At 75.1% G+C, this 26,993-nt stretch carries 10 protein-coding genes; all 10 read left to right on the top strand.

Going from position 1 to position 26,993, the window contains the following annotated elements; translation table 11 throughout:
- Positions 1-59: 59 nt before the first annotated feature.
- Genes AB0J55_RS02715 through AB0J55_RS02670 form a run of 10 tightly spaced genes read left to right on the top strand, consistent with a single transcriptional unit; the run spans position 60 to position 26,991 of the window.
- Positions 60-1,520, top strand: coding sequence for a hypothetical protein (locus AB0J55_RS02715; protein WP_364241786.1), 1,461 nt, complete (start codon positions 60-62; stop codon positions 1,518-1,520).
- Positions 1,513-3,792: an amino acid adenylation domain-containing protein gene (locus AB0J55_RS02710; RefSeq protein WP_364241784.1), complete on the top strand. Its 2,280-nt coding sequence runs from the start codon at positions 1,513-1,515 to the stop codon at positions 3,790-3,792. Before AB0J55_RS02715 ends, AB0J55_RS02710 begins: the two co-directional genes overlap by 8 nt.
- Positions 3,789-4,787 carry a hypothetical protein gene (locus AB0J55_RS02705; RefSeq protein WP_364241781.1) on the top strand — a complete coding sequence of 333 codons (999 nt, stop codon included), beginning with the start codon at positions 3,789-3,791 and terminating at the stop codon, positions 4,785-4,787. Before AB0J55_RS02710 ends, AB0J55_RS02705 begins: the two co-directional genes overlap by 4 nt.
- Complete coding sequence (locus AB0J55_RS02700; protein ID WP_364241778.1) at positions 4,784-9,892, top strand: amino acid adenylation domain-containing protein; 5,109 nt, start codon at positions 4,784-4,786, stop codon at positions 9,890-9,892. The genes AB0J55_RS02705 and AB0J55_RS02700 overlap by 4 nt, the downstream gene beginning before the upstream one ends.
- On the top strand, positions 9,889-19,242 hold the full coding sequence (locus AB0J55_RS02695; protein WP_364241775.1) for an amino acid adenylation domain-containing protein: 9,354 nt from the start codon (positions 9,889-9,891) through the stop codon (positions 19,240-19,242). Before AB0J55_RS02700 ends, AB0J55_RS02695 begins: the two co-directional genes overlap by 4 nt.
- Entirely contained in the window at positions 19,239-22,883 is a 3,645-nt protein-coding gene (locus AB0J55_RS02690) for a thioester reductase domain-containing protein (RefSeq protein WP_364241772.1), read from the top strand. Before AB0J55_RS02695 ends, AB0J55_RS02690 begins: the two co-directional genes overlap by 4 nt.
- The gene (locus AB0J55_RS02685; protein WP_364241770.1) at positions 22,883-23,647 is read left to right on the top strand and encodes an alpha/beta fold hydrolase; all 765 of its coding nucleotides are present in this window, start codon (positions 22,883-22,885) and stop codon (positions 23,645-23,647) included. The genes AB0J55_RS02690 and AB0J55_RS02685 overlap by 1 nt, the downstream gene beginning before the upstream one ends.
- Positions 23,644-26,304, top strand: a complete 2,661-nt coding sequence (locus tag AB0J55_RS02680; RefSeq protein WP_364241767.1) for a penicillin acylase family protein — start codon at positions 23,644-23,646, stop codon at positions 26,302-26,304. Before AB0J55_RS02685 ends, AB0J55_RS02680 begins: the two co-directional genes overlap by 4 nt.
- A complete protein-coding gene (locus AB0J55_RS02675; RefSeq protein WP_364241764.1) occupies positions 26,286-26,777 on the top strand; it encodes a hypothetical protein in 492 nt (163 codons plus the stop codon). The genes AB0J55_RS02680 and AB0J55_RS02675 overlap by 19 nt, the downstream gene beginning before the upstream one ends.
- Entirely contained in the window at positions 26,770-26,991 is a 222-nt protein-coding gene (locus tag AB0J55_RS02670; protein ID WP_364241762.1) for an MbtH family NRPS accessory protein, read from the top strand. Before AB0J55_RS02675 ends, AB0J55_RS02670 begins: the two co-directional genes overlap by 8 nt.
- Positions 26,992-26,993: the final 2 nt, after the last annotated feature.

The following is a 26,993-nucleotide window of genomic DNA, read 5'->3' as shown; positions in this document are numbered from 1 at the left end:
GCGAGCCGCCGCCGGGGCGCGATCGGGCAACCTTCCGCAGCCATCGCAAGGGGGACACCGTGACCCTGATTCTCAAGACGAAGCCCGGCGACTACTCCGCGGACCTGCCCGCCGGATTCTCCGCGGGCGAACTCTCCGACTACCTGACCGACTACTGCGCCAACCCGCTTTTCCGCAGCGCGCGGTTCGAAGAGCTCGAGATCGACGACGACCCCTACCGTCGGCCGGTGCGGCCCGAGGACCTCAGCTTCCTGCGCTTCGACCGCCCCTTCGGGCGCGCCGACGCCTCGCAGCTGTCGGCCCTGATCGGGCACCGCATGCTGCTGAACATCCACGACACCGCCAAGCCGATGTACGCGGCGAACATGACGCCCGAGCGGTGGGAGGAACACCGGCTGTTCTACGGCGAACGCAACCGCGTCCTGGGCGAGCTCGTGCGGCCGCTGCTGGAGGAGCACGTGTTCGGCTTCGTCCGGGAGGCCGTCGCCGAGCAGGTCGCCGACCGGCCCGAGCCCGGCGTCGCGACCCTGCGGGGCCTGCTGACCGACCTCGCCGAGCGGCGCGCCGTCGCCGCGGAAGAGGTCGTCGGGCTGGTGGCCGGGGCGAAAGCCGCCGGCGAGGCCGCGAAGATGACGGCGGTCCAGCTGCTCGCCGGCACCCTCAACGCCCCGCTGCGGGTCAGCCCGCTGATGATCCCCGCCCCGGGCGGCAACGCGGTCGCGGCGATGACCGGCGCGCGCCGCGAGCCGCACCCGATCGACGACGTCCTGGGCGCGGTCCTGGACGCGTGCGGGTTCGGCCTCGAGCCGCACCGCTACTACCAGTACTACCTGCCGTCCACATTGGCCGCGATGAACTACCTGAGCGGCGCGGCCCGCGATCCCGGCCGGGTCTTCGAGTTCCTCGGCGCCATGTGCGTACGCACCCTGGATTCGCTGGCCCTGATCGGCGGGCACGGCGCCCGGCTGGCCGAACTCGCCGGCCCGGCGGGCTCTTCCCGAGCCGAAGCCGCCCTCGCCCGCACCGCGCCCGAGGCGGAGACCGCCGCGACCGTCGAAGCGATCACGCGAACCGTGCTCGACCCGCTGTCCCACCGCTTCGGCCCGCCGGCACTGGCCGCCTTCGACCGCGGCGCGCGCGAATACGCGCTGCTGCTGGACGTCCACCACGACGACCTGACCGTGCAGCTGCGCTGGATCGACAGCGCCGAGGCCTACCGGGCCAAGGCCGAACGGCTGCAGGCCGCCATCGACGAGCACCACATCCCGGTCGCCCTCGACACGTTCGTCGAGTCCTGGGAGGAGTGCTCCACCACCCACGTGCACGACGACGACCGGCTGCTGGTCATCGAGAGCGGCGAGATGGAGTTCTGGAACTGCTTCTCCGGCATGCACAAGTTCCGCGCCGGCGACAAGCTGTTCATCCCCAAGCACCGCCTGCACGGCTCGGTCGTGCTCTCCGGCGAGTGCGTCTACCACCAGCCGGTGATCACCGCCGACCTGGACCAGCGCTATGGCTGAGCGGACCGCCGGCGTCCTGCTGCCCGAGATCCCCGGCAAGCGGCTGTTCCGCGCCGACCGGGCCGAGCTGCCGCAGGACGCCCCGGCGTGGCTGGTCCGGGCCGCGGAGGTGTTCCGGGCCGACGTCGGGCACGCCGAATACCCCTGCCACTTCGGCCGCAACGCGCTGCACCTGGGCGAGCTGTTCGGCACCTGGGTCGGCGAGGACGGCGACCTGGCCGCGATGCGCGACGACCTCGTCGCCTTCCTGGACGCCACGCGGCCCTTCGCCCACCGCCGGATGGCGCTGGCCGCCTTCTTCGCGCCCGAGCCCGGCGCCGACCACGCCGAGCACGGCCGGCGGTTCTGGACCGTGCTGCGCCGGCTGTGCGACACCGACGACCGGCCCTGGCCCGACGAAATCCCGGCCGCGCCGGAACACAGCCGCTGGGAGTTCTCCTTCCACGGCGTCCCGATGTTCGTCTTCGCCGCGGCCCCGACGCACGTCGCCCGCCGCAGCCGCAACCTCGGGGACGGCCTGGTCATGCTGTTCCAGCCGCGCAACGTCTTCGCGGGCATCGAAGGCGGCAGCCCGGCCGGGATGGTCGCGCGGCGCCGGATCCGCGAGCGGCTCGCGGCCTGGGACACGATCGAGCCGCACCCGTTCATGGGCGACTACGGCGACCCGTCGAACTTCGAGTGGAAGCAGTACTACATCAGCGACGCCGACGGCGGGGCGATGTACGAGAGCTGCCCGCTCGACCACCCGTTCCCCGGCGACGCCGAACCCGCCGCCGAGCTCCACGGCTTCGTCCACCGGCAGTTCGAAGCGCAGGCCGCGAAGACCCCCACGGCGGTCGCCGTCATCGCCGGCGAAGCCGTCCTGGACTACCGCACGCTGGACCGGCGCGCCAACCACCTGGCCCGCACCCTGCGCGCCGAGGGCGTCCGGCCCGAGCACCGGGTCGGCGTCGTCGCCGACCGGAGCGCCGACACCGTCGTCGCGCTGCTCGGCGTGCTGAAGGCCGGGGCCGCCTACGTGCCCGTCGATCCCGCGCTGCCCGAGGAGCGGACCGTCCTGATGCTGGACGAGTCGGGCGTCGACGTGGTCGTCGCCCCGGGCCGGCTGCTCGGCCAGATCCCGGTGGGCCCGCGCCGCCTGGTCGCGGCCGACGGTGCCGGGCAGACCGCCGACGAGCCGCCGGCCCACGAGGCCACGCCGGACAACCTCGCCTACGTGCTCTACACGTCCGGCTCGACCGGCACGCCCAAGGGCGTCATGGTCACCCACCGGCAGCTCGCCTCGGCCACGCTCGCCCAGGGCGTGCCCGACCGGCCGTGGCCCGAGGCGTTCCTGCTGCCGATCTCGTTCTCCTTCGACGCGTCCGGCGTCGGCCTGTGGTGGACGCTGACCAGCGGCGGCGCCCTGATCCTCCCGGCGGACGGCGACCACCGCGACCCGGGACGGCTCCGGGAGCTGATCCAGCTGTACGGGGCCACCCACCTCGACTGCACGCCCGCGCTCTACGACCTGGTCCTCGGCTCCGACCCGGCGCCGCTGGCCAGCCTGCGCTGCGCGATCGTCGGCGGCGAAGTGCTGCCGCCGTCACTGGCCGCGCGGCACCGCGCCCTGCTGCCGGACTGCCTGCTGGAGAACAACTACGGGCCGACCGAAGTGGCCGTCTGGGCCGTGACGCACCTGATCCGCGACGACGTCCCGGCCGGGCGGGTGCCGATCGGGCACGCCATCGCCGGCGCGCACGCCCACGTGCTGGACGACACCTTCGCCCCGGTCGCCGACGGCGAGGTCGGGGAGCTGTTCCTCGGCGGCGGCAACGTCGCCCGCGGCTACCAGCTGCGGCCCGGCCTGACCGCCGAGCGCTTCCTGCCGGACCCGGCCACGCCCGGGGCGCGGATGTACCGCACCGGCGACCTGGTCCGCCGGGGCGAGCACGGGGTCCTGGAGTTCCACGGCCGGGCGGATTCCCAGGTCAAGGTCCGCGGTCACCGCGTGGAGCTGGGCGAGGTCGAGGCCGCGCTGCGCGCCCACCCGGACGTGGCCGAGGCCGCCGCCGCCCTGCGCACCACGGCGGGCGAGCCGGTCCTGGTCGCCTACCTCGGCCTGGCCCCCGGCGTCCGGCTGTCCGACGCCGCCGTCCGCGCCCACCTCGCCCCGCGGCTGCCCGCCTCCTTCCTGCCGTCGCGGATCGTGCGGCTGACGGCGTTGCCGCGGCACGCCAACGGCAAGCTCGACCGGGCGGCCCTGCCGGACGTCGCGGAGGCCGGGCGATGAAACTCGTGCTGCTGCGCCCGGCCTTCCTGCCCGCCGACGTCCGGTCCCTGCGGTCCGGCCCGGTCACCGACGCGGTCGCCGAGCTCGGCCCGATCGTCGCCGGCCGGGCCCTGGACGACGCCGGGCTGCTGGCCCGGCTGGCGGCCGTTCCGGTGCGGCCGGCCGGGACCAAGCTGGACCGGTCGGCGTTCACCGGCGTCCTGACCCGCAAGGAACAGCACTTCGCCGTGCACGACGGGTTCTTCGGCGTCTTCCGCGCCACCGACGCCGCGCCCGAGCTGCTCGCCCACTGCGCCCTCGTCGGCTACCGCACGATCCTGCGGGAGGCGGTCCGCTGCGGCACGACGCTGGACGACGAGCAGTGGGGCCGGCTGCGGCACGGCGTCGAGGCCGTCGTCGCCTACGCCCTCGGCCTGCCGATCGGCGAACCGCGGCCCGCCCCGGCACCGGCCGGCACGGCCCCGCTGGATCCGCACCGGCGCTGGCGCAGCGGCCACCACGTGTTCTTCCCCTTGATCCAGGCCATCGTGCTGGGCCTGGGCTGCTTCCAGACCGCGCTCAACGCCGGCCGGCTCGAGGACGCCGGGGAGGCGCTGGCATTCGCGACCGCCACCATGTCGGCGTCCCGCGACGCCATGCGGTTCGCCGCCGACTTCCCGCCCGGCGACTACCGCAGCGCGGTCCGGCCGGCGATGGCGCCACCGCACCTGCCGGTCGGGCTGTCCGGGGTCATGTCCGAAGACCACGACCTGCTCATCCGCCGCTTCCGCGAGCTGCGCGAGGTCTTCCCCACCCTGACCGGGCCGCTGGCCGGCCGGCGCGAAGAGTTCATCACCGCGGTCGAAGCCACCTACGACGCCCACAAGGGCGTCTGCGCGCGGTTCGACGGCGACCACGTCGTCAGCCTGCGGATGAGCGCGTCGAGCTCGGCCAAGGCCGTCGGGGTGCTCGAACAGCTGGAACGGTCCCGCCTCAACACCTTGAGGTCACTGTGACGACTCCGGAAACCCTCGCCGAGCTGCTCGCCCGCCGCGGCGCCGAGCAGCCGGGCCGCGAAGCCATGACGTTCCTGTCCGACGACGGGACCGCAACCGCAACCACCTACGCCGAGCTGGACGCGCGGGCGCGGGCCATCGCCGCGCTGCTGTCCGGCACCTGCCGCGCCGGGGAGCGGGCCCTGCTGCTCTACCCGCCCGGGCCCGACTACGTCGCCGGGTTCTTCGGCTGCCTGTACGCCGGGATCATCGCGGCGCCCGCCTATCCCCCGCTCGACTCCCGGCAGGCCGCGCGCCTGACCGGCATAGCCGCCGACGCCACCCCGGCCGCCGTGCTGACCGGGTCGGCGTTCCTGGACCCGGCGCGTGCCCTGCTCGAACCGGTGCTGCGCGAAGCCGGGGTGGCCGCGGCGTGGCTCGCCACCGACACCGCCGCGGCCGCCGCCGAAGCGCAGCCGGTGCGGCACAACGCGGACCGGATCGCGTTCCTGCAGTACACCTCGGGCTCCACCGGGCAGCCCAAGGGTGTCGTGATCACCCACGCCAACCTGCTGCACAATTCGGCCTTCATCCGCGACCGGTTCGGCCACACGGCCGAGAGCCGCGGGGTGATCTGGCTGCCGCCGTACCACGACATGGGGCTGATCGGCGGGATCCTGCAGCCGGTGTTCGCCGGCTTCCCGGTGACGCTGATGTCGCCGTTGAGCTTCCTGCGCGAGCCGGCGCGGTGGCTGCGCGCGGTCTCCGACCACGGCGCGACCACCAGCGGCGGCCCGAACTTCGCCTACGACCTCGCGGTCCGCAAGACGACCCCGGAGCAGCGCGAGGCCCTGGACCTGAGCCGGTGGTCGGTGGCCTTCACCGGCGCCGAGCCGGTGCGTCCGGCCACTTTGGACGCTTTCGCCGACGCGTTCGCGGTCGCGGGGTTCCGCCGTCGGGCGTACTTCCCGTGCTACGGGCTGGCCGAAGCCACGCTCATGGTGACCGGGGTGCATTTCGACACCGATCCCGAAGTAACGGCGTTCTCGGCCGACGCGCTCGCCACCGGCCGCGCACTGCCGGCCTCCGGCGGCACCCCGGCGCGGCAGCTGGTGTCCTGCGGGACACCACCGGCCGGCGGCGGGATCGCGATCATCGACCCGGACAGCGGGTTGCCGGTCGGTGACGGGACGATCGGCGAGATCACCGTCTCCGGGCCCTCGGTCGCCGCCGGGTACTGGGGCGGCCGCGACGCCGGCGTCTTCGGCGGCGGCCGGGTCCGCACCGGCGACCTGGGCTTCCGGCACGGCGGCGCGCTGTACGTCACCGGGCGGCACAAGGACCTGATCATCGTCCGCGGCCGCAACATCGCCCCGGACGACGTCGAGCTGACGGCGGCGGGGGCGCACCCGGCCCTGCGGCCCGGCTGCGGGGCCGCGATCGCCGTCGAGGCCGGCGGCGAAGAGCGGCTGGCGGTCGTGCACGAGGTGCAGGGCCCGAAACCCCTGCCGCTGACCGCGATCGCGGACGCGGTGCGGACGGCGGTGCTGGCCGAGCACGGCGTGGCGGTGAGCCGGGTCGTGCTGCTGGGCAAGGGCGGCCTGCCGAAGACGTCGAGCGGGAAGGTCCGGCGCTCCGAGTGCCGCCGGGCGCTGGCGGCCGGCGAGCTGCCGGTGCTGTCCGACGACGGCCCGGCCATCGCCGAGGGCCTGCGGGAGTCCGCCGCGACGGTGCTGGGGCTGGCGGAAATCGACCCCGACGTGCCGCTGGCGGCGCTCGGCCTCGACTCGGTCAAGGCCGCGGAACTCGCGGTGCGGGCCGAAGCGGCCGGTGTCCGGCTGCACCTGCCGGACCTGATGACGGGCGCCGCCCTGCGGACCCTCGCCGGCTCGGCGACGGCGATCGAAGCCGGCCCGGCTGAGGACACCGACGCGCTCACCGAGGGCGAGCGCGCGATGTGGTTCCTGCACCGCCTGGCCCCGGAGTCCACGGCGTACCACATCGGCCACGCCGTCGACGTCACCGGCCCCTTCGACGCAGACCGCTTCGCCGCCGCCCTGGAATCGGCCATCGCGCGCCACGCTGCCCTGCGCACCCGCTTCGGTGTCCGCGACGGCGAGCCGTACCGGATCGTCGGCGAGTCCGCCGTGGACTGGGCGTCGATCGACGCGGCCGGGTGGCCGCCGTCCCGGGTGGACAGTGTGCTCCAGGCGATGATCGACGCACCCTTCGACCTGGAAGCCGGGCCGTTGTGGCGGATCCGCCACTGGCGGCTGGCCGCCGGGCGGCACGTGCTGGCCCTGGCCGTCCACCACGTCGCCGCGGACCTGTGGTCGCTGACCGCCCTGGTCCGCGAGCTCCTCGACGGCCCGCGGGACGCCGGCCGCGCGCCGGCCATGACCGCCGCGGTCCGGGCCGAGCGCAGCTACCTGGCCACCGCCGAGGCCCGCCGGGCGCACGAACGCTGGCGCCGGCGCCTGGCCGATCCCCCGGAACCGCTCGACCTGCCCACCGACCGGCCCCGGCCCGCGGTCCAGGGGTTCGCCGGCGCACGGCACCTGCGGGACCTGCCGCCGGAAACGGCCCGCGCGGTCGACGCGCTCGCCGCGGCGGAGCACGTCTCCCCCTACGCCGTGCTGCTCGCCGCCTACACCTGGCTCCTGCACGCCTACACCGGCGCCACCGACCTCGTCGTCGGCGCGCCGGCGCCGGGCCGGCTGACCGCCGACACCGCCGGCGTGCTCGGCCTCGCCGTCAACGTGGTGCCGGTGCGGTGCGAGCTCACCACCGACGGCACGTTCCTCGACACGGTCCGGCACGTCGCCGCCCGCGTGCGGGAGGCCCTGTCCGGGCAGCGGATCCCGCTGCCGCGCCTGGTCGAGATCGCCCAGCCCGACCGCGACCCCGGGCGCAGCCCGCTGGTCCAGACGTTGTTCGCCCTGCAGCAGGCCCCGGCCGGCGACCCGCTTGCCGCGCTGCTGCTCGACACCGGATCCGCCGACGTCGGCGGCCTCCGCCTGACCCCGCGGCCGGTCGCGGTCACCGGCGCGCAGCTCGACGTGTCATTGGAACTCGTGCGCACGGCCGGGACGCTGCGCTGCGGGCTCACCTACGACACCGCGCTCTGGGACGCCGACACCGCCGCCCGGTTCACCGGGCACTTCGCCGCCCTGCTCGGCCAGGCCGTCGCGAACCCGGCGACCACGGCCGCGGGGATCGACCTCCTGCTGCCCGCCGAGCGCACCGCCGTCGAGACCGGCTGGAACGCACCGCGCACGCCGATCCCCGAAGAACTCTTCCACGAGGCCGTCGATCGCCAGGATCCGCACGCCATCGCGGTCCGCGACGGCGATCGTGCCGTCTCCTACGGGCGGCTCAAGCGCTGGAGCGACACCCTCGCCGCCCACCTGCGCGGGCTCGGGGCCGGCCCCGAGGACCGGATCGGCGTCCTGGCCGACCGCTCCGCCGAGTTCGTCGCGGCGGTCCTCGCGGTGCTCAAGGCCGGCGCGGCCTACGTGCCCCTGGACACCGAGCACCCCACCGCGCGGCTCGTGGCGCTGGCCCGTGACGCGGGGATCGGCCGGCTCGTCGGCCCGGAACCGCAGGCGGCCGCGTTGGCCGACGCCATCGGCGGCAATGTGTCCACAGTGGACTGTGGTGAGCCTTTCTTCGAGCTCGACGGACCGCGCAAGAGCGCGCGTCCGGACAACGCCGCGTACGTCATGTACACGTCCGGTTCCACCGGCGAACCGAAAGGTGTCTGCGTCACGCACACCGGGGTGGTCAACCTGCTCGACGCCCTGGCGTGCGAAACGGGCGACAGCTGCGCGTGGTGGACCAGCGGCGGCTTCGACGTCTCGGTGTTCGAGATCTTCGGGGCGCTGCGGGCCGGAGCCACCGTCGACGTCGTGCCCGCCGCGGTCCGGCCGCACGCCGAACGGTACGTGGACTGGCTCGGCGAACGCGGGATCACGCACGCCTACGTCCCGCCCTTCGCGCTGACCGCGCTGGAGGCACGGATCTCGCGGCTGCCGCTGCGGAAGCTCGTGGTGAGCGTCGAGCCGACACCCGAACCGCTGCTGCGCCGCATCGCCGCCGCGTCGCCGGGGCTGTCGGTCGTCAACGGGTACGGCCCGACGGAAGCCACGATCTTCGCGACCGTGCACGAGCTCGACCCCGGCGGCTCCGGGACCGGCATGGTGCCGATCGGCCGCGCGGTGCCGAACTGCCCGGTCCGGGTGCTCGACGCCACCGGCCGGGCGGTTCCGCCCGGCGTGCCGGGCGAGCTGTTCGCCGGCGGCGCCGGCCTGGCCCGCGGCTACCTCGGGCGGCCCGCGGCCACCGCGGAGGCGTTCGTGCCGGATCCGTTCGCCGACCGGCCGGGCGCCCGGATGTACCGCACCGGAGACGTCGTGCGGTACCGGCCGGACGGGTTCCTGCGGTTCCTGGGCCGCCGCGACCAGCAGGTGAAGCTGCGCGGCGTGCGGATCGAGCCCGGCGAGGTGCAGGCCGCACTGGCGGCGCAGCCGGAAGTGGCGTCGGCGCTGGTGACGCTGCGGCGGATCGGCGGGCAGCCGGTGCTGGTCGGGTACGTCGTCCCGGCGGGTTCCGGCGGCGTTCCCGATCTCCGGGCCCGGCTCCGGACCGTCCTCCCGGCCCCGATGGTGCCGTCCGCCGTCGTCGTCCTCGGCAGCTGGCCGGTCACCGTCAACGGGAAGCTCGACCGCCGCGCGCTGCCGCTGCCGGAATCCGTGCGCGCTCACGCCTTCGAAGCCCCGGACGGCGACCGCGAACGCACGGTCGCGGAGATCGTCGGCCGGCTGCTCGGCGGCCGCCGCGTCGGACGGCACGACGACTTCTTCGACCTCGGGGCGCATTCGCTGCTCGCCGCGCAGGCCGCGCTGCAGATCGGCGGCGCGCTCGGGCTCGACGTGCCCGTCGTCGCGCTGTTCAGCCACCCCACCGTCGCCGGGCTCGTCGAAGCCCTGCCCGCGGTGGCCGCACCGGCTGCGCCGATCACCGCCCTGCCCCGTGCCCACGAGGACCCCGACGCACTGGCCGCGCGCCTCGCCGCGCTGCCCGACGACGTCGTCCGGTTGCTGACCGACGAGGTGAGTGGAGCATGACCGACCTGTCCGTTCCCCGGCGCCGGCTGGCCGAGCGCCTGCAGGACGACGCCGGGCACGGCGTCACGACGTTCCCGGCGACCGCCGCCCAGCGCCGCATCTGGCTGCTGCACCGGCTGGCGCCGCACAGCTCGCGCTACACCATGCCGGCCGCCCTGCGCCTGCACGGCGAGCTGGACGTCCCCGCCCTCCGGCGGGCCCTCACCGCGGTCGCCGCCCGCCACGAGGCGCTCCGCACGGTTTTTCCCGCCGTGGACGGGATTCCGGTGCAGCGCGTACACGCCGAAGCTGACCTCCGGCTGGAGATCCGGGAGCCGAACGGCGTGGCCCCGGTGGACGCGCTGCGGCGGGCCGTCGCGGAGCCCTTCGACCTCGCCGCCGCCCCGCCGGTGCGGGCGATCCTGTGGCCGGTCGCGCCCGGCGAGCACCTGCTCCTGGTCGCCGTGCACCACATCGCCGCCGACGCCTGGTCCCTGCCGATCCTGCTCACCGACCTGGCCGCGGCCTACCGCGGCGAGGACAGCCGCCCGCCCCTTCCGGTCCAGTGCGGCGACTACGCGGTCTGGGAAGCCGGCGCCGACGCCCGCGCGCAGGCCGACGCGGCGGCCGGGTACTGGCGGCGGGCCCTCGCGGATCCGCCCGGGCCGATGGACCTCCCGGCCGACCACCCGCGCCCGGTGACCGAGGCGGGCCCGGCCGCGACGCACCGCACCGAGCTCCCGCCCGAGCTCACCCGGCAGCTCCGGGCCCACGCCCGCGCCGCCCGGACCACGGTGTTCACCGTGCTGCACGCCGGTCTGGCCGCCGTCCTGCACCGCTTCACGGGCGCCCGTGACCAGATCATCGGCGTCCCGGTCTCCGGCCGCACCCGTCCCGAGACCGCGGCGCTGGCCGGCTGCTTCGTCAACACGCTGCCGCTACGCACCCGCTGTACCGCCGACACCGGCTTCAGGGCGTTGCTCGACCAGGTCCGCGACCGCACCCGCGAGGCTCTCACCCACCAGGCGGCGCCGTTGGAGCGCATCATCGCGGAGGCCGGCGCACCACGGGTGCCCGGGCGTGCGCCGTTGTTCGACGTCGGACTCACCCTGCAACCCCGCCTCGACGTCTCCGGGTTGTTCGCCGGGCTGCGCGCCGAAGCGGTGCCGCTCGACGCCGCCGACGCCAAGTTCGACCTCGGCTGCCTGATCGAGGAGGACGGCGACACCCTGCGCGTCGCGTGGGAGTACCGGGCCGACCTGCTCGACGCCGCCACCGCCGGTTCGATCGCCGCCTGCTTCACCGCGCTCCTGACCGAGGCGGTGGCCGATCCGGACCGGCCGCTCGGCGCGCTGCCGCTGGTTCCGGACCCGCCCGGGCCCGCCACGCCGGTCACCGGGACCGTCGTCGAGCTGTTCGCCGCCGCGGTCGCCGCGAACCCCGACGCGACGGCGATCGTCGACGGCGACCGTGTTCTCGGCTACCGCGACCTGGACCGGCTGACCAACCGGATCGCCCGGGCGCTGCGCGACCGCGGCGTCGGCCCGGAAACCCCGGTCGGGGTGTGCCTGCCGCGGTCGGCGGACTTCGCCGTGGCCTGCCTGGCCGTGCTGAAGACCGGCGGCCACTACGTCCCGCTCGACGCCGGCCAGCCGCGCGAGCGCTTGGAGCGCATGCTCGCCGACGCCGGGATCGCCCACGCGATCACCGCTTCGCCTGCCCCGGAGTTCCTCGCCGCGACCGGCACGCTGTCCATCGACCGGCCGGGGGAATGGGCCGGACAGCCGGACACCGCCCTCACCGTCCCCGTGCACCCGGACACCCTGGCCGCCCAGATCTTCACGTCCGGCTCCACCGGCCGCCCCAAGGCCGTGGCGCTGACCCACCGCGGCGTCGTCGACCTGGTCCGGCCCGGCGGCTACAGCGGCCTGGGCCCGGACCGGACGCTGCTCTGGCTGTCGTCGGTGTCCTTCGACGCCGCCACCTGGGAGATCTGGGGGACGCTGCTGCACGGCGCCCGCGGGGTGGTGCACCCCGAGCTGGCCTTCACCGCCGCCGCGATCGGCGCGGCCGTCCGGGCCCACGACGTCACCGCCGCCGTCATGGCCACCGCGCTGTTCCACGCGATCGTGGACGAGGACCCGGCCGCGCTGCGCGGGCTGCGGACCGTGCTGATCGGCGGCGAGGCACTGTCGGTGCCCCACGTGCAGCGGGCGCTGGCGGCCGCGCCCGGGCTGACCGTGATCAACGGGTACGGGCCGGCGGAAGCCACCACCTGCGTCACCGCCCACCCCGTGTCCGAAGTGGACACCGGTCCGCCGAGCGTCCCGATCGGGCGCCCGGTCAACGGCAGCCGGGTACTGCTGTGCGACGCCGACGGCTATCCGGTGCCGTCCGGCGCGGTGGGCGAAGTGTGGCTCGGCGGTCCCGGCCTGGCCCGCGGCTACACCGGCCAGGCGGCCCAGACCGCCGAACGGTTCGTGCCCGGCCCGGACGGCGGCCGCTGGTACCGGACCGGCGACCTGGCCCGCCGGCTCGGTGACGGCACGCTGCTCTTCCGCGGCCGCGTCGACACGCAGGTCAAGATCCGGGGCCACCGCGTGGAACCCGGCGAGGTCGAGGCCGTGCTCACCCGGCACCCCGCGGTGGCCGCGGCCGCGGTGGTCGCCCACCGGCTCTCCCCCACGGACAACCGGCTGGCCGCGTACGTGGTCACCGGCGACGTCACCCCGCTGCGTTCCTGGCTGGCCACGGCGCTGCCGTCCTACCTGGTCCCCGCCTCCCTGACGGCGCTCGACACGCTTCCGCTGACCCGCAACGGCAAGCTCGACCCGGCCCGGCTGCCCGCACCGCAGTGGGCCGGGCACGCCGGGCCGGGCCGGCCGCGGACCGGGGCCGAGGACGCCGTCGCGCGGATCTGGGCGGACCTGCTGGACCTCGACGCGGCCGCGATCGGCCCCGATGACGACTTCTTCGACCTGGGCGGCCATTCGCTGCTCGCCTCGCGCCTGGTCTCCCGGCTGGCCGCGCGGCTCGGCGCCGACGTCGACCTGGCCGAAGTGTTCACCCACACCACGCTCGCCGCGCTGGCGGACGCTGTCGCCGCGGCCCGGCCGGCGCCGGCGGCCGGGGCGATCGAACCGGGACCGCGTCCGGCGCCGCTGTCCCACGCCCAGGAGCGGCTGTGGTTCCTGGCGCGCCTCGACCCGGACTCGCCCGTGTACCACCTGCCGCTGTCCGTCCGGATCACCGGACCGCTCGACACCGCCCGGCTGGCTGCCGCGTGGGACACGGTCATGGCCCGCCACGAAGCTCTGCGCTCGGTGATCGAGGAACGCGACGACGGGCTGTTCGCCGTTCCCGCCGCGCCGGCCACGCTGGAGTACGCCGAACAACCTGACCCCGGCTTCGCGCGGCGGCCGTTCGACCTCGCGCACGACGTCCCGGTCCGGGCGCTGCTGACCCGCGCCGGCGAGCAGGAGCACGTGCTTTCCGTCGTCGTCCACCACATCGCCGCGGACGGCTGGTCGGTGGCGATCCTGGCCGAAGAGCTGGGCGCGGCCTACGCCGGCCGCCCCCTCGGCACCGCCGTCCAGTACGGCGATTTCGCGCACTGGCAACGGAACCGGCTGACCGGGGCCGCCCTGGACACCCTCACCGGCTTCTGGCGCTCCACATTGGACGGCGCACCCCTCGTGCTGGAGCTGCCGGCCGACCGGCCGCGGCCACCGCGCCAGTCGTTCGACGGTGCTTCGGTGCCGGTCACGATCCCGGCCGCGACGGCCGCCCGGATCCGGGCACTGGCCGCGTCGGCCGGCTGCACCGGGTTCATGGTGCTGTCCGCGGCGTTCGCCGCCACGCTGTCGGCCTACAGCGGGCAGCACGACGTCCTGTTCGGGACGCCGGTCGCCGGGCGCCCGCACCCGGACGTCGAACGCACGGTGGGCAGCTTCGCCAACACCGTGGTGCTGCGGGCCGACCTGTCCGGCGAGCCGACCGCCCGGGAACTGCTGGCCCGGGTGCGGCGGACGTGCCTGGCCGCGTTCGCGCACCAGGACCTGCCGTTCGAGAAGCTCGTGGAGGCGCTGGCGCCGGAGCGGGACCTGTCCCGCAGTCCGGTGGTCCAGACCCTGCTCGCGCTGAACACGAACACCCCGCCGCGGCTGGACCTGCCCGGGCTGGCGGTGCGGCCGCTGGCCGCCGAGCTGCCGGTCGCGCGGTTCGACCTGGCCCTGTGGCTCGCCGACGGCGACGACGGCGGGATCGGCGGGTTCGCCGAGTACGACCCGGCCCTGTTCGACCGGGAGACCGTGTCCGCGATGCTCGCGCACTTCGCGGAGCTGCTGACGGCGATGACCGCGGATCCGGACGTCGTGCTCGAGACCGTCCTGACCGACGCCGACGCACGACGCCTGCGCGCCTGGGGCGAGGGACCCGCGGTCCTGGCGGGAGAACCGGTGCCGGCCGCGGTCGCGCGCATCGCCGCGGCCGACCCGGACCGCCCCGCGATCGCTGCCGAAGACGGTTCGGTGCGGACCTACGGGCAGCTCTGGCAGGCCGCCGCCGGCGTGGCCGCGCGGCTGCGGTCGGCGGGCGTCACGCCGGGGGCCGCCGTCGGGATCTGCGCCGGGCGGTCCGCGTCGACGGTCGCGGCCCTGCTCGGCTGCGGGCTCGCCGGTGCCGCGTACGTCCCGCTGGATCCGGCGGCCCCCGCGGCCCGGCTGGCGCGGATGGCGGAGATCGCCGGGATCGCCGTCGTGCTGGCGGACGCCGAATCGGCCGGGCGCATCACCTTCGCGCCGGTGCTGCCGGTCGACCCCGGCCCGGACGGGGGCTCCACTCCGCCGCCTCTGTCCGAAGTGGACGGCCCCGCCTACATCCTGTTCACCTCCGGCAGCACCGGCGAACCCAAGGGCGTCACCGTCACGCACTCCGCGCTGACCGCGTTCCTGGCCGCGATGACCGGGCACGAGCCCGGCCTGTCCGCGCGCGACCGGCTGGTCGCCGTCACGCCGTTCACGTTCGACATCGCCGCGCTCGAAATCTTCGGCCCGCTGACCTGCGGCGCCTGCGTCACCCTCGCCGAGGCGGCCACCACGCACGACGGTGTCGCGCTCGCCCGCTTGCTGGAGGCCGCCGACTGCGACGTGCTCCAGGGCACCCCGGCCACCTGGCGGCTGCTCCTCGACGCCGGGTGGCGGCCCTGGCCGGGGTTCCGCGCGCTGTGCGGCGGCGAGGCGCTCCCCGCCGACCTGGCGGCCGAACTCCGCGAGTACGGCGCCGAACTGTGGAACCTCTACGGTCCCACCGAAACCACGGTGTGGTCGACCGTGGCGTGCGTCGACGACGGTCCCATCGGGATCGGCCGCCCGATCCCCGGCACCACCCTGGAACTGACGACCGCCACGGGGGCCCGCGTCCCGGTCGGCGCGGTCGGCGAGATCCGGCTGTCCGGAGCGGGCCTGGCCCTCGGTTACGCCGGCCGCCCGGCCGTCACCGCCGAGCGGTTCGTCCCCGGTGACGGCGGGAGGCGCCGGTACCGCACCGGCGACCTCGCCCGATTCGACCACAGTGGACGGCTGCGGCACCTCGGGCGCGCGGACGCGCAGCTGAAGATCCGCGGCCACCGCGTCGAACCGGCCGAGGCCGAAGCCGCCCTCACCGCGCACCCCGGCGTCCCGGCCGCGGCGGTCGTGGCCCGCGAGGGCCGGCTCGTCGGCTACTACCTGCCCGATCCGGCCTCCGGCGGGCACGTCGATCCCGCTGTCCTGAAGACCCACCTGGGCACCCTGCTGCCCGCTTACCTGATTCCCGACCTGCTGCTCCCCCTGGCCGAGTTTCCGTTGACCCCGCACGGGAAACTCGACCGCACCGCGCTGGCCGCGCGGCCGATCCGGCAGCCGGCCGGGGATGCGGACCCGGGCCCGCGCGACGGGCTGGAAGCCGTCGTGGTCGAGATCTGGTCGGACGTCCTGGGCCGGTCACTGGCCGCGGGCGACGACTTCTTCGAGGCGGGCGGGCACTCCCTCGACGCCGCCCGGGCCGCCACCCGGCTGTCGGCCGCGCTCGGCGTCGAAATCCCGGTCCCGGCCGTGTTCGAGCACCCCAGCCCGGCGGCGCTGGCCGGATGGGCGCGGGCCCGGACCGCGGGGCCCGCCGACCCGGTCCCGGTGCTGCCCGGCGACGGCCCGTTCCCGCTGTCCTCGGCGCAGGAACGGCTGTGGTTCCTGGCCGAGTACGCACCCGAGTCCCCGGCCTACAACGTCCCGGTCGCAGCTCGCCTCACCGGCCCGCTCGACGTGCCTGCGCTACGCCGGGCGCTCGACGGCCTGGTGGCCCGGCACCCGGCGCTGCGGACGGTGTTCGCGGAGGACGGCGGCCGCGGCAGCCAACGCCACCTGCCGCCCGGGGAGGCCGCGCTGCGGATCATCGACCTCGCCGCCGCCCCCGACGCCGCCGACCGCGCGGCCGCCCTGGCCGGTGCCGCGGCCACCCGGCCGTTCCGCCTGGCCGCGGGCGAACCTCCCTTCCGCGCCACCCTCGTCCGCGTGTCCGAACAGGACCACGTGCTCGTCTTGGTCCTGCACCACATCGTCGCCGACGGGTGGTCAGTGTCGGTGCTGGCGCGCGACCTCGCCGCCGCCTACGCCGGCACCGAGCTGCCGGAACCGGCGTTGCGGCACAGCGACTACGCCGCCTGGCAGCGCGGCCGCGCCGCCCGCGCCGCCGGGCAGCTCACCCGCCGCTGCGAGGACCTCGCCGGTGCCCCGCACACCCTGGAGCTGCCCGCCGACCGGCCCCGGCCGCCCGAGCGCCGCCACCACGGCCGCACCCTGCCCCTGTCCGCCGGCACCGGCCTCACCGACGGAGTCCGCGCGCTCGCGCGGGACGCCGGCGTCACCGAGTTCATGGTGCTGCTGGCCGCCTTCGCCGCCACCCTGACCCGGTTCAGCGGGCAGGAGGATCTGCTGATCGGCACCCCGGCCGCCCAGCGCACCGCCCCGGGCACCGCCGACGTCGTCGGCCTGTTCGCCGAGACCCTCGTGGTGCGCGCCCGCACCGGCGGCGATCCGACCGTGCGCGAGCTGCTGGCCCGCGTCCGCCGCGCCTGCCTGGACGCCTACGCCGCCCCCGACGTCGCCTTCGAAACCCTGGTGGACGCGATGGCCCCGCAGCGCGACCCGGCCCGCAGCCCCCTCTTCCAGGTGATGATCGCCCTGAACAACACCGCGGGCGCGCTCCCGCAGCTGCCCGGCCTGGCCGTCGAGCCGGTGCCGGTGCCGAACCGCACCGCCAAGTTCGACGTCGTCCTCAACCTGCTCGACACCCCCGCCGGCATCGACGGCGGGCTGGAGTACGACACCGACGTCTACCAGGAACCGCTGATGGCCCGGTTCGCCGGGCACTACCTGCGGACCCTGCGGGAGTTCACCGCCGATCCCGGCCGGCCCCTGTCGGCCATCGGAGCGCTGAGCCCGGCCGAAGAGCAGACCTGGCTGCGCGACTTCAACCACGTCCCGGCCGGCTACGACCCGCAGGTGTGCCTGCACACCCTCGTCGAAGCCCAGGCCGCCGCGACTCCCGGCGCGGTGGCGGTTTCCCTGGCCACCGAACCCGGGCAGCCCCGCCCCGAGCTGACCTACGCCGAGCTCGAGGACCGCGCGAACCGGCTCGCCCGGCACCTCCTCCGGCGGGGCGTGCGACCCGACGACATCGTCGGCGTCGCCCTGCCGCGCAGCCTGGAGGCCGTCGTCGCGCAGTACGCGATCCTCAAGGCCGGCGCCGGGTTCCTGCCGCTCGACCCGGCCCAGCCCGCCGCGCGGCTGGCGGACATCCTCGGCGACGCCGGGGCCCGCCTGGTCGTCACCGACGCCGCCGGCGACCACGTCCTGCCGCCGGAACCCGGCCGGGTCCACGTCGACCGCGGCGAGTGGCGGACCGAGGACGCCTCGCCGCCGTCCGTGGCCGTGGGTCCGGGGCACCTCGCCTACGTGGTCTACACCTCCGGATCCACCGGCAAGCCCAAGGGCGTGCAGATCGAACACCGCGCCATCGCCAACAACCTGCTGTGGATGCAGCAGGACTGGCCGCTGGGCGCCGCGGACCGGATGCTGCACAAGACCACGACCACCTTCGACGTCGCCGTCAAGGAGGTGTTCTGGCCGCTGCTGGCCGGCGCCGAGCTGGTCCTGGCCAAGCCCGGCAGCCAGCGCGATCCCGACTACCTCGTCGAGCTCATCGAGGACGCCGGGATCACCATCACCCACTTCGTGCCGTCCATGCTGGAGCTCGCGGTGGAGGCGCTCGACGCGGCCGGCACCACGTTCCCGGATTCGCTGCGGTACGTCATGTGCGGCGCCGAGACGCTGCCGGTCGCCACCCAGGAAGCGTTCTTCGCGCACGGTTCCGCCGACCTGCTGCACATGTACGGGCCCACCGAGACCGCGATCGCCGTCACCGGCTGGACCTGCAAGCGGGCCCAGTCCCGCGGCCGGGTGCCGCTCGGTGTGCCGATGCCGCTGGTGGAGCTCTACGTCCTGGACCGGAACGGCCGGCCCGTCCCGCCCGGCGTCTGGGGCGAGCTGCACGTCGGCGGCTGTTCGCTCGGGCGCGGCTACCTCGGCCGGCCCGCGGAGACGGCCGCGGCGTTCGTGCCAGACCCGTTTTCCGGCCGGGAGGGCGCCCGCCTCTACCGCACCGGCGACGTGGTCCGGCACGGCCCCGACGGCCTGCTGGAGTTCCGGGGCCGGGCCGACGACCAGATCAAGATCCGCGGTTTCCGGGTCGAGCTCGGCGAAATCGAAGCCGCGCTGGCCGCCGAACCGGACGTGCGCCAGGCCGCCGCCGTGCTGCGCGGCCGCGGCGCCGACGCCCGGCTGATCGGCTACGCCGTGCCCGCACCGGGGACGGACCTGGATCCCGCGGACCTGCGCCGCCGGCTGCGCGGCCGGTTGCCGGACTACATGGTGCCCTCCGGCATCGTCGTTCTCCCGGCGATGCCGCTCGGCGACAACGCCAAGGTCGACCGGGCGGCGCTGCCCGACCCGGCGCCGCGGCGGACCGGCCCGGCCGCCGCGCCGCGCGACGCCTTCGAAGCGGCCGTCGCCGAGGTCTGGGCCGAAATCCTCGGCACCGGCGCGGTCGGCGTGGACGACGACTTCTTCGTCCTCGGCGGCAACTCGCTGCAGGCCGCGCGCATCGCCGCCCGGCTGCGCGAACGGTTCGGCTGCGAACTGCGCCTGCGGGACGTGTTCGTGGAACCGACGGTCGCCGGGATCGCGCGGCTGCTGCGCGCCGCCGGCCGGACCACCGCCATCACCCGGCAGCAGCGCCGGGCCCGTCCCGCTCACTCCGGGGGAATGCCGTCATGACGACCCTGCAAGGCCCGGCCGTGCCCGACACCACCGCCGAGGACGTGTTCCCGCTGTCCTTCGCCCAGGAACGGATCTGGTTCCTGGACCAGCTCGACCCCGGCAGCGCCGCGTTCACCATCACCGCCGCGCTGCGGGTCCGCGGCCGGCTCGACGCCGCGGCATTGGACCGCGCGCTGACCGCGCTGGCCGGACGCCACGAGGTGCTGCGGACCCGCTTCGACCACGACGGGACCGCACCGGTGCAGCTCGTCGCGCCCGAGAAACCCCCGTTGCTGCGGCTGATCGACCTCTCCGGCCTGCCGGTCGAGCAGGCGCGAGCCGCGGCCGACGCCATCGCGGACCGGCAGGCGCGGTCGTCGTTCGACCTGCGGGAGGGTCCGCTGCTGCGGACCGGGCTGGTGCGGATCGCCGACGGCGAAGGGCTGCTGCTGCTCGTGCTGCACCACACGGCCTGCGACGGCTGGTCGGCCGACCTGCTGGTCCGTGACCTGGCCGAGCTGTACCGGGCCGAGGTGCGCGGGACGGCACCGGACCTGCCCGAGCTGCCGATCCAGTACGCCGACTTCGCCGTCTGGCAACGGGAAACGCTCGCCGAAAGCGGCCTGGACGAGCAGCTGGCGTACTGGAAGCGGGCGCTGGCCGGTGTCCCGCGGGTGCTGGACCTGCCGGCCGACCACCCGCGCCCGGCCGAGCAGGACTTCGGCGGCGCGATGGTGTCCCGGGAGCTCGGGCCGGACCTGGCCGCGACCCTGGTGGACGCGGCGCGGGCGGCGGGCGCGACGCCGTTCATGCTGCTGCTGGCCGCCTACCAGGCCGTGCTGGCCCGCCGCTCCGGGCAGCCGGCGTTCCTGGTCGGGACGCCCGTCTCGGGCCGCACCCGCCCGGAGACCGCCGAGCTGCTCGGCTGTTTCATCAACATGCTGGCACTGCCCGCCGACGTGGCGGGCGACCCGCCGATGCGTGACCTGCTGGCTCGCGTGCGCCGCAGCTGCCTGGCCGGTTACGCGCACCAGGACCTGCCGTTCGAGCACCTGGTGACCGAGCTCGACCCGCCGCGCGACCTGGGCCGCGCGCCGCTGGCGCAGGTGCTGCTGGCGGTGCAGGACGGGCTGTCGGGCGAGGTCGACGTCGAGGGCGCCACGCTGGTCCCGGCTCCGGTGTCCGGCGGCGTGGCCAGTTACGACCTGACCCTGGATGCCCAGCTGGCGCCGGAAGGCTTCCGGCTGAACCTGGTCTACGCGACGGCGTTGTTCGAGGCCGCGACCGCCGAGGGGATCCTGGAGGACGTCGTCGCGGTGCTGACCGCGATGGGCGACGACCTCGGCGTCCGGCTCTCGGAGCTGCCGATCGGCGCGGGCCTGGCGGCCGCGGCCGAGGTGGAGGCCGGCGAGGCCCGCCGGATCGCCGCCGAGGTGCTGGGGATCGCGTCACTCGAGCCGGTCGAGGTGACCGGCTCGGGAGGTGAGCCGGTCGCGCTCTGCCTCCGTGACGACGCTCGCCGCGCCGAGGCCCGCCGGGCCGCCTGCGAGCGCGGTTCGCTGTTCCTGGAGCTGGATCCCACCGCGCCGCCCGCCTACCTGGCTCGCCACCTCGGGCCGGCGGCGGTCCTCGTCACCGATCGCGAAGATCTGGCGGACCTGCCGGTCCCGGTGGTCCCGGAGGTTCCCCCCGGCCGCACGGACCCGGCCGGTGACCGGTCGCTGCTTCCGGCCCAGCTGAGCCGGGATCTGGTCTTCCCGCTGCGCGCCCTCACCGGCGCCGCCCCCTCCCTCGGCGTCACCGACTTCACCGGCCGTCCGGTGCTGCCGGGCGCCCGCGGCGAACTCTGGCTGTCCGGCTCCGCCGAGCCACTGCACCACGTCGACGGCGCCGCCCGGACCGCCGAGCTCCTGGTTCCCGCCCCCGGCGGCACCCGCCGCCTCCGGACCGGCCGCGCGGCACGCGTGGTCGACGGCCGTGTCGAGCTCCTCGACCCGCCGGACCTGACCGAGCTCGAAGCGGTCCTGCGCGCGCATCCGGACTTCACCGCCGCGGCCGCCGTCACCACCGGGACCGGCGAGACCGTCGCCGTGCACGCTCCCGCCGTAGTGTCCGATTTGGACAGTTATCTGGGGTCCGAGCTGCCCGCCCGGCTCCTGCCGGACCGCTGCCTCGGCGTGGCCGAACTGCCGGACACGCCCGAAGCGCTGCTCGCCGTCACCGCGCAGCGCACCAGCGGCTACGAAGGCGCCGCCCGGCCGCGCACCCACCTGGAACGGGCGATCCTCGACTGCTTCGGCACCGCCTTGGACCGCCGCGACATCGGCATCCACGACGACTTCTTCGACGCCGGCGGCACTTCGCTCACCGCGGCGCGCCTGATCGTCGCCCTGCCCGAAGCCGTCGGGATGCCGGTGCCGCTGAAGACGTTGTTCACCAACTCCACGGTCGCCGCACTCGCCGCGGCCCTCGAAGACCCCGAAGGCCCGGGCGCCCCGGACAGCGCCATGGCCACCGCCCTGCGCGACGAACAGCTGCCCGCCGCCATCACGCCGTCGGGATCCCCGCGGCCCGCACCGCCGGACGGCGGGCTCGGCTGCGTCCTGCTCACCGGCGGCACCGGCTTCCTCGGCGGCCACATGATCGCCGAGCTCCTGCGCCACGGCGCCACCGAAGTCGTGTGCCTGGTCCGCGGCGAAGACCCCGCCGAGCGCCTGGCCGCGAACCTCGCCGGCTACGACCAGGACGTCGACGCGGCGAAACTCACCGTCCTGCCCGGCGATCTCACCCTGCCCCGCTTCGGCCTGGACGAAGCCGGGTTCGCCGAGCTCGCCGACCGCCTCGACGTCATCTACCACTGTGCCGCGCACATGAACTTCATCCTCCCCTACCGCGTGCTGCGCGCCCCGAACGTCGTCGGCACCACCGAAATCCTCCGGCTGGCCTGCACCGGGCGCCCGACTCCGGTGCACTACGTCTCGACCATCGACATGCGCGTCGGCGACGTCCTGCCCGAACAGCCCGGGGCCCTGGAGGCCGGCACTTCCGACGGTTACGTGCTCAGCAAGAAGACCGGCGAGCACCTCGTCCTGGAAGCCGGGCGGCGCGGCCTGCCGGTCGGGGTGTACCGGCCGTGGCTGATCACCGGCGCCACCGGCACCGGCGCGGTCGGCGTGCGCGACCAGCTGGCGCTGTGCCTGGCCGGCAGCCTGATCGCCGGCCTGATGCCCGAGGACACCCCGATCCCGCTCCACGTGCTGCCGGTCGACCTGGTGTCCGCGGCGATCGTCCGGCTGTCGCGCCTGGCGCCCCGGCCCAACCCGGTGCACCAGTTCTACAACCCGCAGGTGGCGCCGATGAAGACGATCCACGAGCACCTCACCCGGACCGGGTACCGGTTCGACACCGTGCCCTACGCGCAGTGGCGGGTCCAGCTGGCCCGCCGCACCGCCGGCCGTCTCGACGGCCTGGCGGCCCTGCTGTCCATCGACGGCCCGATGACCGGCGACCCGGACGTCGTCGAGATCGGCAACACGCTGTCCGGACTCGGCGGCGACGCCGGCTTCCCGGACATGGACGTCGACTACGTCGCCAAGACGGTCGCCTTCCTGGTCCGGCAGGGCATGGTGCCCGAACTGAGCGCGAGCGGAGTGCACTGATGACCACCGAACCCTGGCTGCGCCGCGCCGCGGAGGCCGACGGCGGCGACGTCCGCCTGTTCTGCCTGCCCCACGCCGGTTCCGGGCCCGCCCGCTACCTGCGCTGGGCGGACCGGCTGCCCGGCGTCGACCTGGTCGGCGTCTGCCTGCCCGGCCACGAGCGCCGCGTCGCCGAGCCGCCGCTGCGCCGCGTCCCGGACCTCGTCGAGGCCCTGACCGGCGCCGTCGCGCCCCACCTCGACCGGCCGTTCGCTTTGCTGGGCCACAGTTTCGGCGGTCTGCTCGCCTTCGAGCTCGCCCGCCGCCTGGAAGCCGGCGGCGCCCGGCCCCGGCACGTGTTCGTCTCCGGGGCCGCGCCCTCGCCCACCACCGAGCCGCCGGCCGCCGCCCTCGGCGACGAAGCCTTCGTCGCCCACGTCCGCCGCCTCGGCGGCCTCGACCCCGACGTGCTGGCCCACCCCGACCTCGTCGACCTCGTCACCCCGGCCCTGCGCGCCGACTACGAGGCCGCCGAGGCGCACACCCCGGACCCCACCGCGACCGTGCGCGCCCCGATCACCGCGCTCGGCGGCCTGCACGACCCGGCGGCACCGCCGGGCGCCCTGATCGCCTGGGGGCGGCACACCACCGGCCGGTTCACCCGCGTCACCCTGCCCGGCGGCCACTTCGCCCTGTTCGACCAGGAGCACAACGTGCTCCGCACCGTCCGGACCACCCTGGCCGCGCACGCGACCAGTGCGCATCTGAAGGAGGCAGCACGTTGAGTCCCTCGAGAAGGAAGTCGACACCGCGGGGCCGGCTCGGCCTGCACTCGGCCTCGCTGGCCGGCGCGCTCGCCCTGGCCGTGGTGGTCCTGCAGGTGTCGGTCGCGGGCGCCGGCACGCTCCCGCCGCTGGGCGCGGCGGTCAACCCCGGTACCGGCGTGTGGGTCACCGCCGGCCAGGGGAACCCGCCCCACGACCAGACCCTGTCCCTGCCCGGCCTGTCCGGCAGCGCCACCGTGGCGTTCGAGGCGGACGGCACCGCGCACATCGCCGCCGGTACCGACGCGGACATGTACCGGGCGCTGGGCTACACGCACGCCCGCTTCCGGCTGTTCGAAATGGACCTGGCCCGGCGCCAGGCCGAGGGCCGGCTGGCCGAGACCACCGGCGACCCGGCCGCGCTGAACTCCGACAAGTACGAGCTCGACCTCGGCCTGCTGCGCGCGGCCCAGCGCGACTGGACCGCGATGGCGGCCGGTTCCCCGGCCCGCGCGGTGCTCACTGAGTACGCCGACGGCGTCAACGCCGCCATCGCGCAGCTGAAGCAGGACAACGCCCTGCCGCTCTACTACAAGCTGATGGACTTCCCGGTCGAGCAGTGGACGCCGGTCGACAGCCTGGCCGTGCAGCGGCTGGAAACCCAGACGCTGTCCTTCGACCCGCTGCCGACCGCGTTCAGCTACATCGCCGGCGCCTTCGGCGAGCAGAAGTTCGAGGAGCTCTACCACGCGGTCGGGCAGAACCCGCAGTACCCGTACGACCCGGGCCCGTACCGGAAACTGCCGTTGACGCCGATCCCGGCGCGCAACGACGGCGCCCCGACGCCGCCCGCGGGCACGACCGGCGGCGGAGGCACGCCGCAGGCGCCCTCCGGTGGCGCGGCGCCCTCGGACGGGTTCGCGGCCGGGACCTCGCCGCAGGCGATCGAGGCGTCGGCGCAGTTCCAGGACCGCATCGCCCAGCTGCCCGCGAACGCCGTGCACACCATCGGCAACAGCAACGCGTGGGTGGTCTCCGGCCAGCACACCGCGTCCGGCAAGCCGATCCTGGCCTCCGACCCGCACCTGAACCTGACCGTCCCGTCGATCTGGTACCAGGTGGAACTGCGCTCGCCGGGCTACCAGCTGGCCGGGGTGACCGTGCCGGGGATCCCGGCGGTGCTGGGCGGCAAGAACCAGCACATCAGCTGGGGCCTGACCAACTCCCAGCGGCCGGGCACCTTCTACTACCTGGAGAAGACCGACGCGGCGCACCCCGACCAGTACTTCTGGAACGGGCAGTGGCGGCCGATGACGAAGATCGTCAACAAGATCAAGCAGCACGACGGCTCGACGGTCGAGTACCCGACCCGGATGACCGTGCACGGCCCGGTGATGACCGTGCAGGGCGTCACCGCCGCCGTGTGGTTCACCGGGACGCTGCCGAGCGACAACTTCGACAGCATGCTGGCGCTGGAGAAGGCCACCAGCTTCGACCAGTTCCACCAGGCACTGCGCGGCTGGAACACCCCGGCGCAGAACTTCGCCTACGCCGACGACGCCGGCAACATCGGCATCGTCAACGCCGGGCTGCAGGCGCAGACCCCCGAGGGCTGCCTGCCGTTCCTGCCGATGTCCGGGACCGGGGAGTGCGACGTCACCGGGAGCATCCCGTTCGAAGCGCTGCCGAGCACGTACAACCCGCCGTCCGGGTTCGCGCAGACGGCGAACCAGCGCGAGGTCGGCACCGACTACCCGTACTACTACGGCCGCGGCTACGACTTCTTCGACCAGGGTTGGCGGTCCACCGAGATCACCAAGGCGCTCACCGGCACCACCGGCGTGACCTCGCAGCAGATGCAGGACCTGCAGATGTCCATGGTGGACGACGTGGCCCGCGCGCTGCTGCCGACCGTGCTGAAGGACCTGCAGGCGGGGTCGTGGGACCCGGTGCAGGCGCAGGCGCTGGAGGCGCTGAAGAACTGGGACTACACGCTGACCGCCGACTCCGCCGCGGCCACCGTCTGGGGCCGGTTCATGGTGCTCTACGGGTACGCGGTGTGGCACCCGGTGTGGCAGCAGTACAAGATCCCGGCGCCGCCGCGTGACGTGTTCACGCCGCGGACCAACGACAGCACCTACGCCGTCGACGGGCTCAACGGGCTGCTGATCAACCTGAGCATCGGCGACCCCGCCAACCCGCTGTTCGCCCCGCCGGGTGCGGGCACCCGCACCGCACCCGAGGTGATGCGGAAGGCCTTCGCGGCCGCGGTCGCGGACCTGCAGGGCAAGCGCGGACCCGACGTGCGCACCTGGAAGCTGGGCGACGGCCACAAGGTGATGATCGCCTCGCTGCTGCAGTCGCCGGTGCTGGACCTGGGGCCGTTCGCCTCCGGCGGCAGCGGCCGCACGATCAACTCCGTGGTCAGTGCCGCGCCGGTGCGGCACGGCAAGCCGCTCACCGGCGTGGCCGTCGGCGGCGCGAGCTGGCGCATGGTCGTCGACTGGGGCACCGGGCAGTCCGTCGGGATCTATCCCGGCGGCCAGAGCGAAAACCCGGCGTCCCCCTGGTATTCCGACCGGCTCGCCGACTGGTTCGCCGGACGCAACCGACCGATCCTCGAGGGCGAACCCGCCCTGGCCGCGACGAAGGGGCGGACATGGACACTCAATCCCTGACCGGGCAGCTGCCCGGCCGGAGCACCACGGCAACGGAAACCGGCACCGCGACGCGCAGCCGGACCTGGGTCCGCGTCCTGGCCGTCGCCGCCGCCGGCGTCGTCCTGGACTGGGGCGGCAACCAGCTCGGCTGGTGGTGGGTCACGGTGCTGACCGGCGTCGCGGCCGCCCTGCTGCTGCGCGGCCGCGCGCTGGCGGTGTTCACGCTGGCCGTGCCGCTGCTGAGCTGGGGCGGCGAGCTGTTCCGGCTGTGGACCACGACCGACACCACACGGATCTCCCGCGTCACGATCGGCCTGGCCGGCGTCAGCGACGACGCGGCGTGGCTGGGCTACGTCCTGACGCTGTTGTACGCCGTCCTGCTGTGTGCCGCCGGGGCCTGGGTGGCCGCGGCGGCCCGGCAGGTGGTCCGCACGGCCCGGGCGGCGCGGCGCAATCCCATCGAGCAGAAGGAGACGCTCAGCGATGTCTGACGACGAGGACACCCGCGAGTACGCGGTCGTGATCAACCACGAGGAGCAGTATTCGATCTGGCCGGCCGGCCGCGAGCTGCCCAGCGGCTGGACGGAGGTCGGCGTCCGCGGCCCGAAGCGCGACTGCCTGGACCACATCGAACGGGTGTGGACCGACATGCGGCCGAAGAGCCTGCGCACGGCGATGGCCGCGGCCCAGTCGCCGGGAGCGTGAGG

It is taken from the genome of Amycolatopsis sp. NPDC049688 (assembly GCF_040674975.1).
GTDB lineage: Bacteria > Actinomycetota > Actinomycetes > Mycobacteriales > Pseudonocardiaceae > Amycolatopsis.
This window is presented reverse-complemented; position numbering and strand designations above follow the sequence as displayed.

Coding starts and splice junctions, on each gene's coding strand:
- AB0J55_RS02670 (WP_364241762.1), top strand. CDS start 26,770: ATGTCTGACGACGAGGACACCCGCGAGTACGCGGTCGTGATCAACCAC.
- AB0J55_RS02705 (WP_364241781.1), top strand. CDS start 3,789: ATGAAACTCGTGCTGCTGCGCCCGGCCTTCCTGCCCGCCGACGTCCGG.
- AB0J55_RS02685 (WP_364241770.1), top strand. CDS start 22,883: ATGACCACCGAACCCTGGCTGCGCCGCGCCGCGGAGGCCGACGGCGGC.
- AB0J55_RS02675 (WP_364241764.1), top strand. CDS start 26,286: ATGGACACTCAATCCCTGACCGGGCAGCTGCCCGGCCGGAGCACCACG.
- AB0J55_RS02710 (WP_364241784.1), top strand. CDS start 1,513: ATGGCTGAGCGGACCGCCGGCGTCCTGCTGCCCGAGATCCCCGGCAAG.
- AB0J55_RS02695 (WP_364241775.1), top strand. CDS start 9,889: ATGACCGACCTGTCCGTTCCCCGGCGCCGGCTGGCCGAGCGCCTGCAG.
- AB0J55_RS02690 (WP_364241772.1), top strand. CDS start 19,239: ATGACGACCCTGCAAGGCCCGGCCGTGCCCGACACCACCGCCGAGGAC.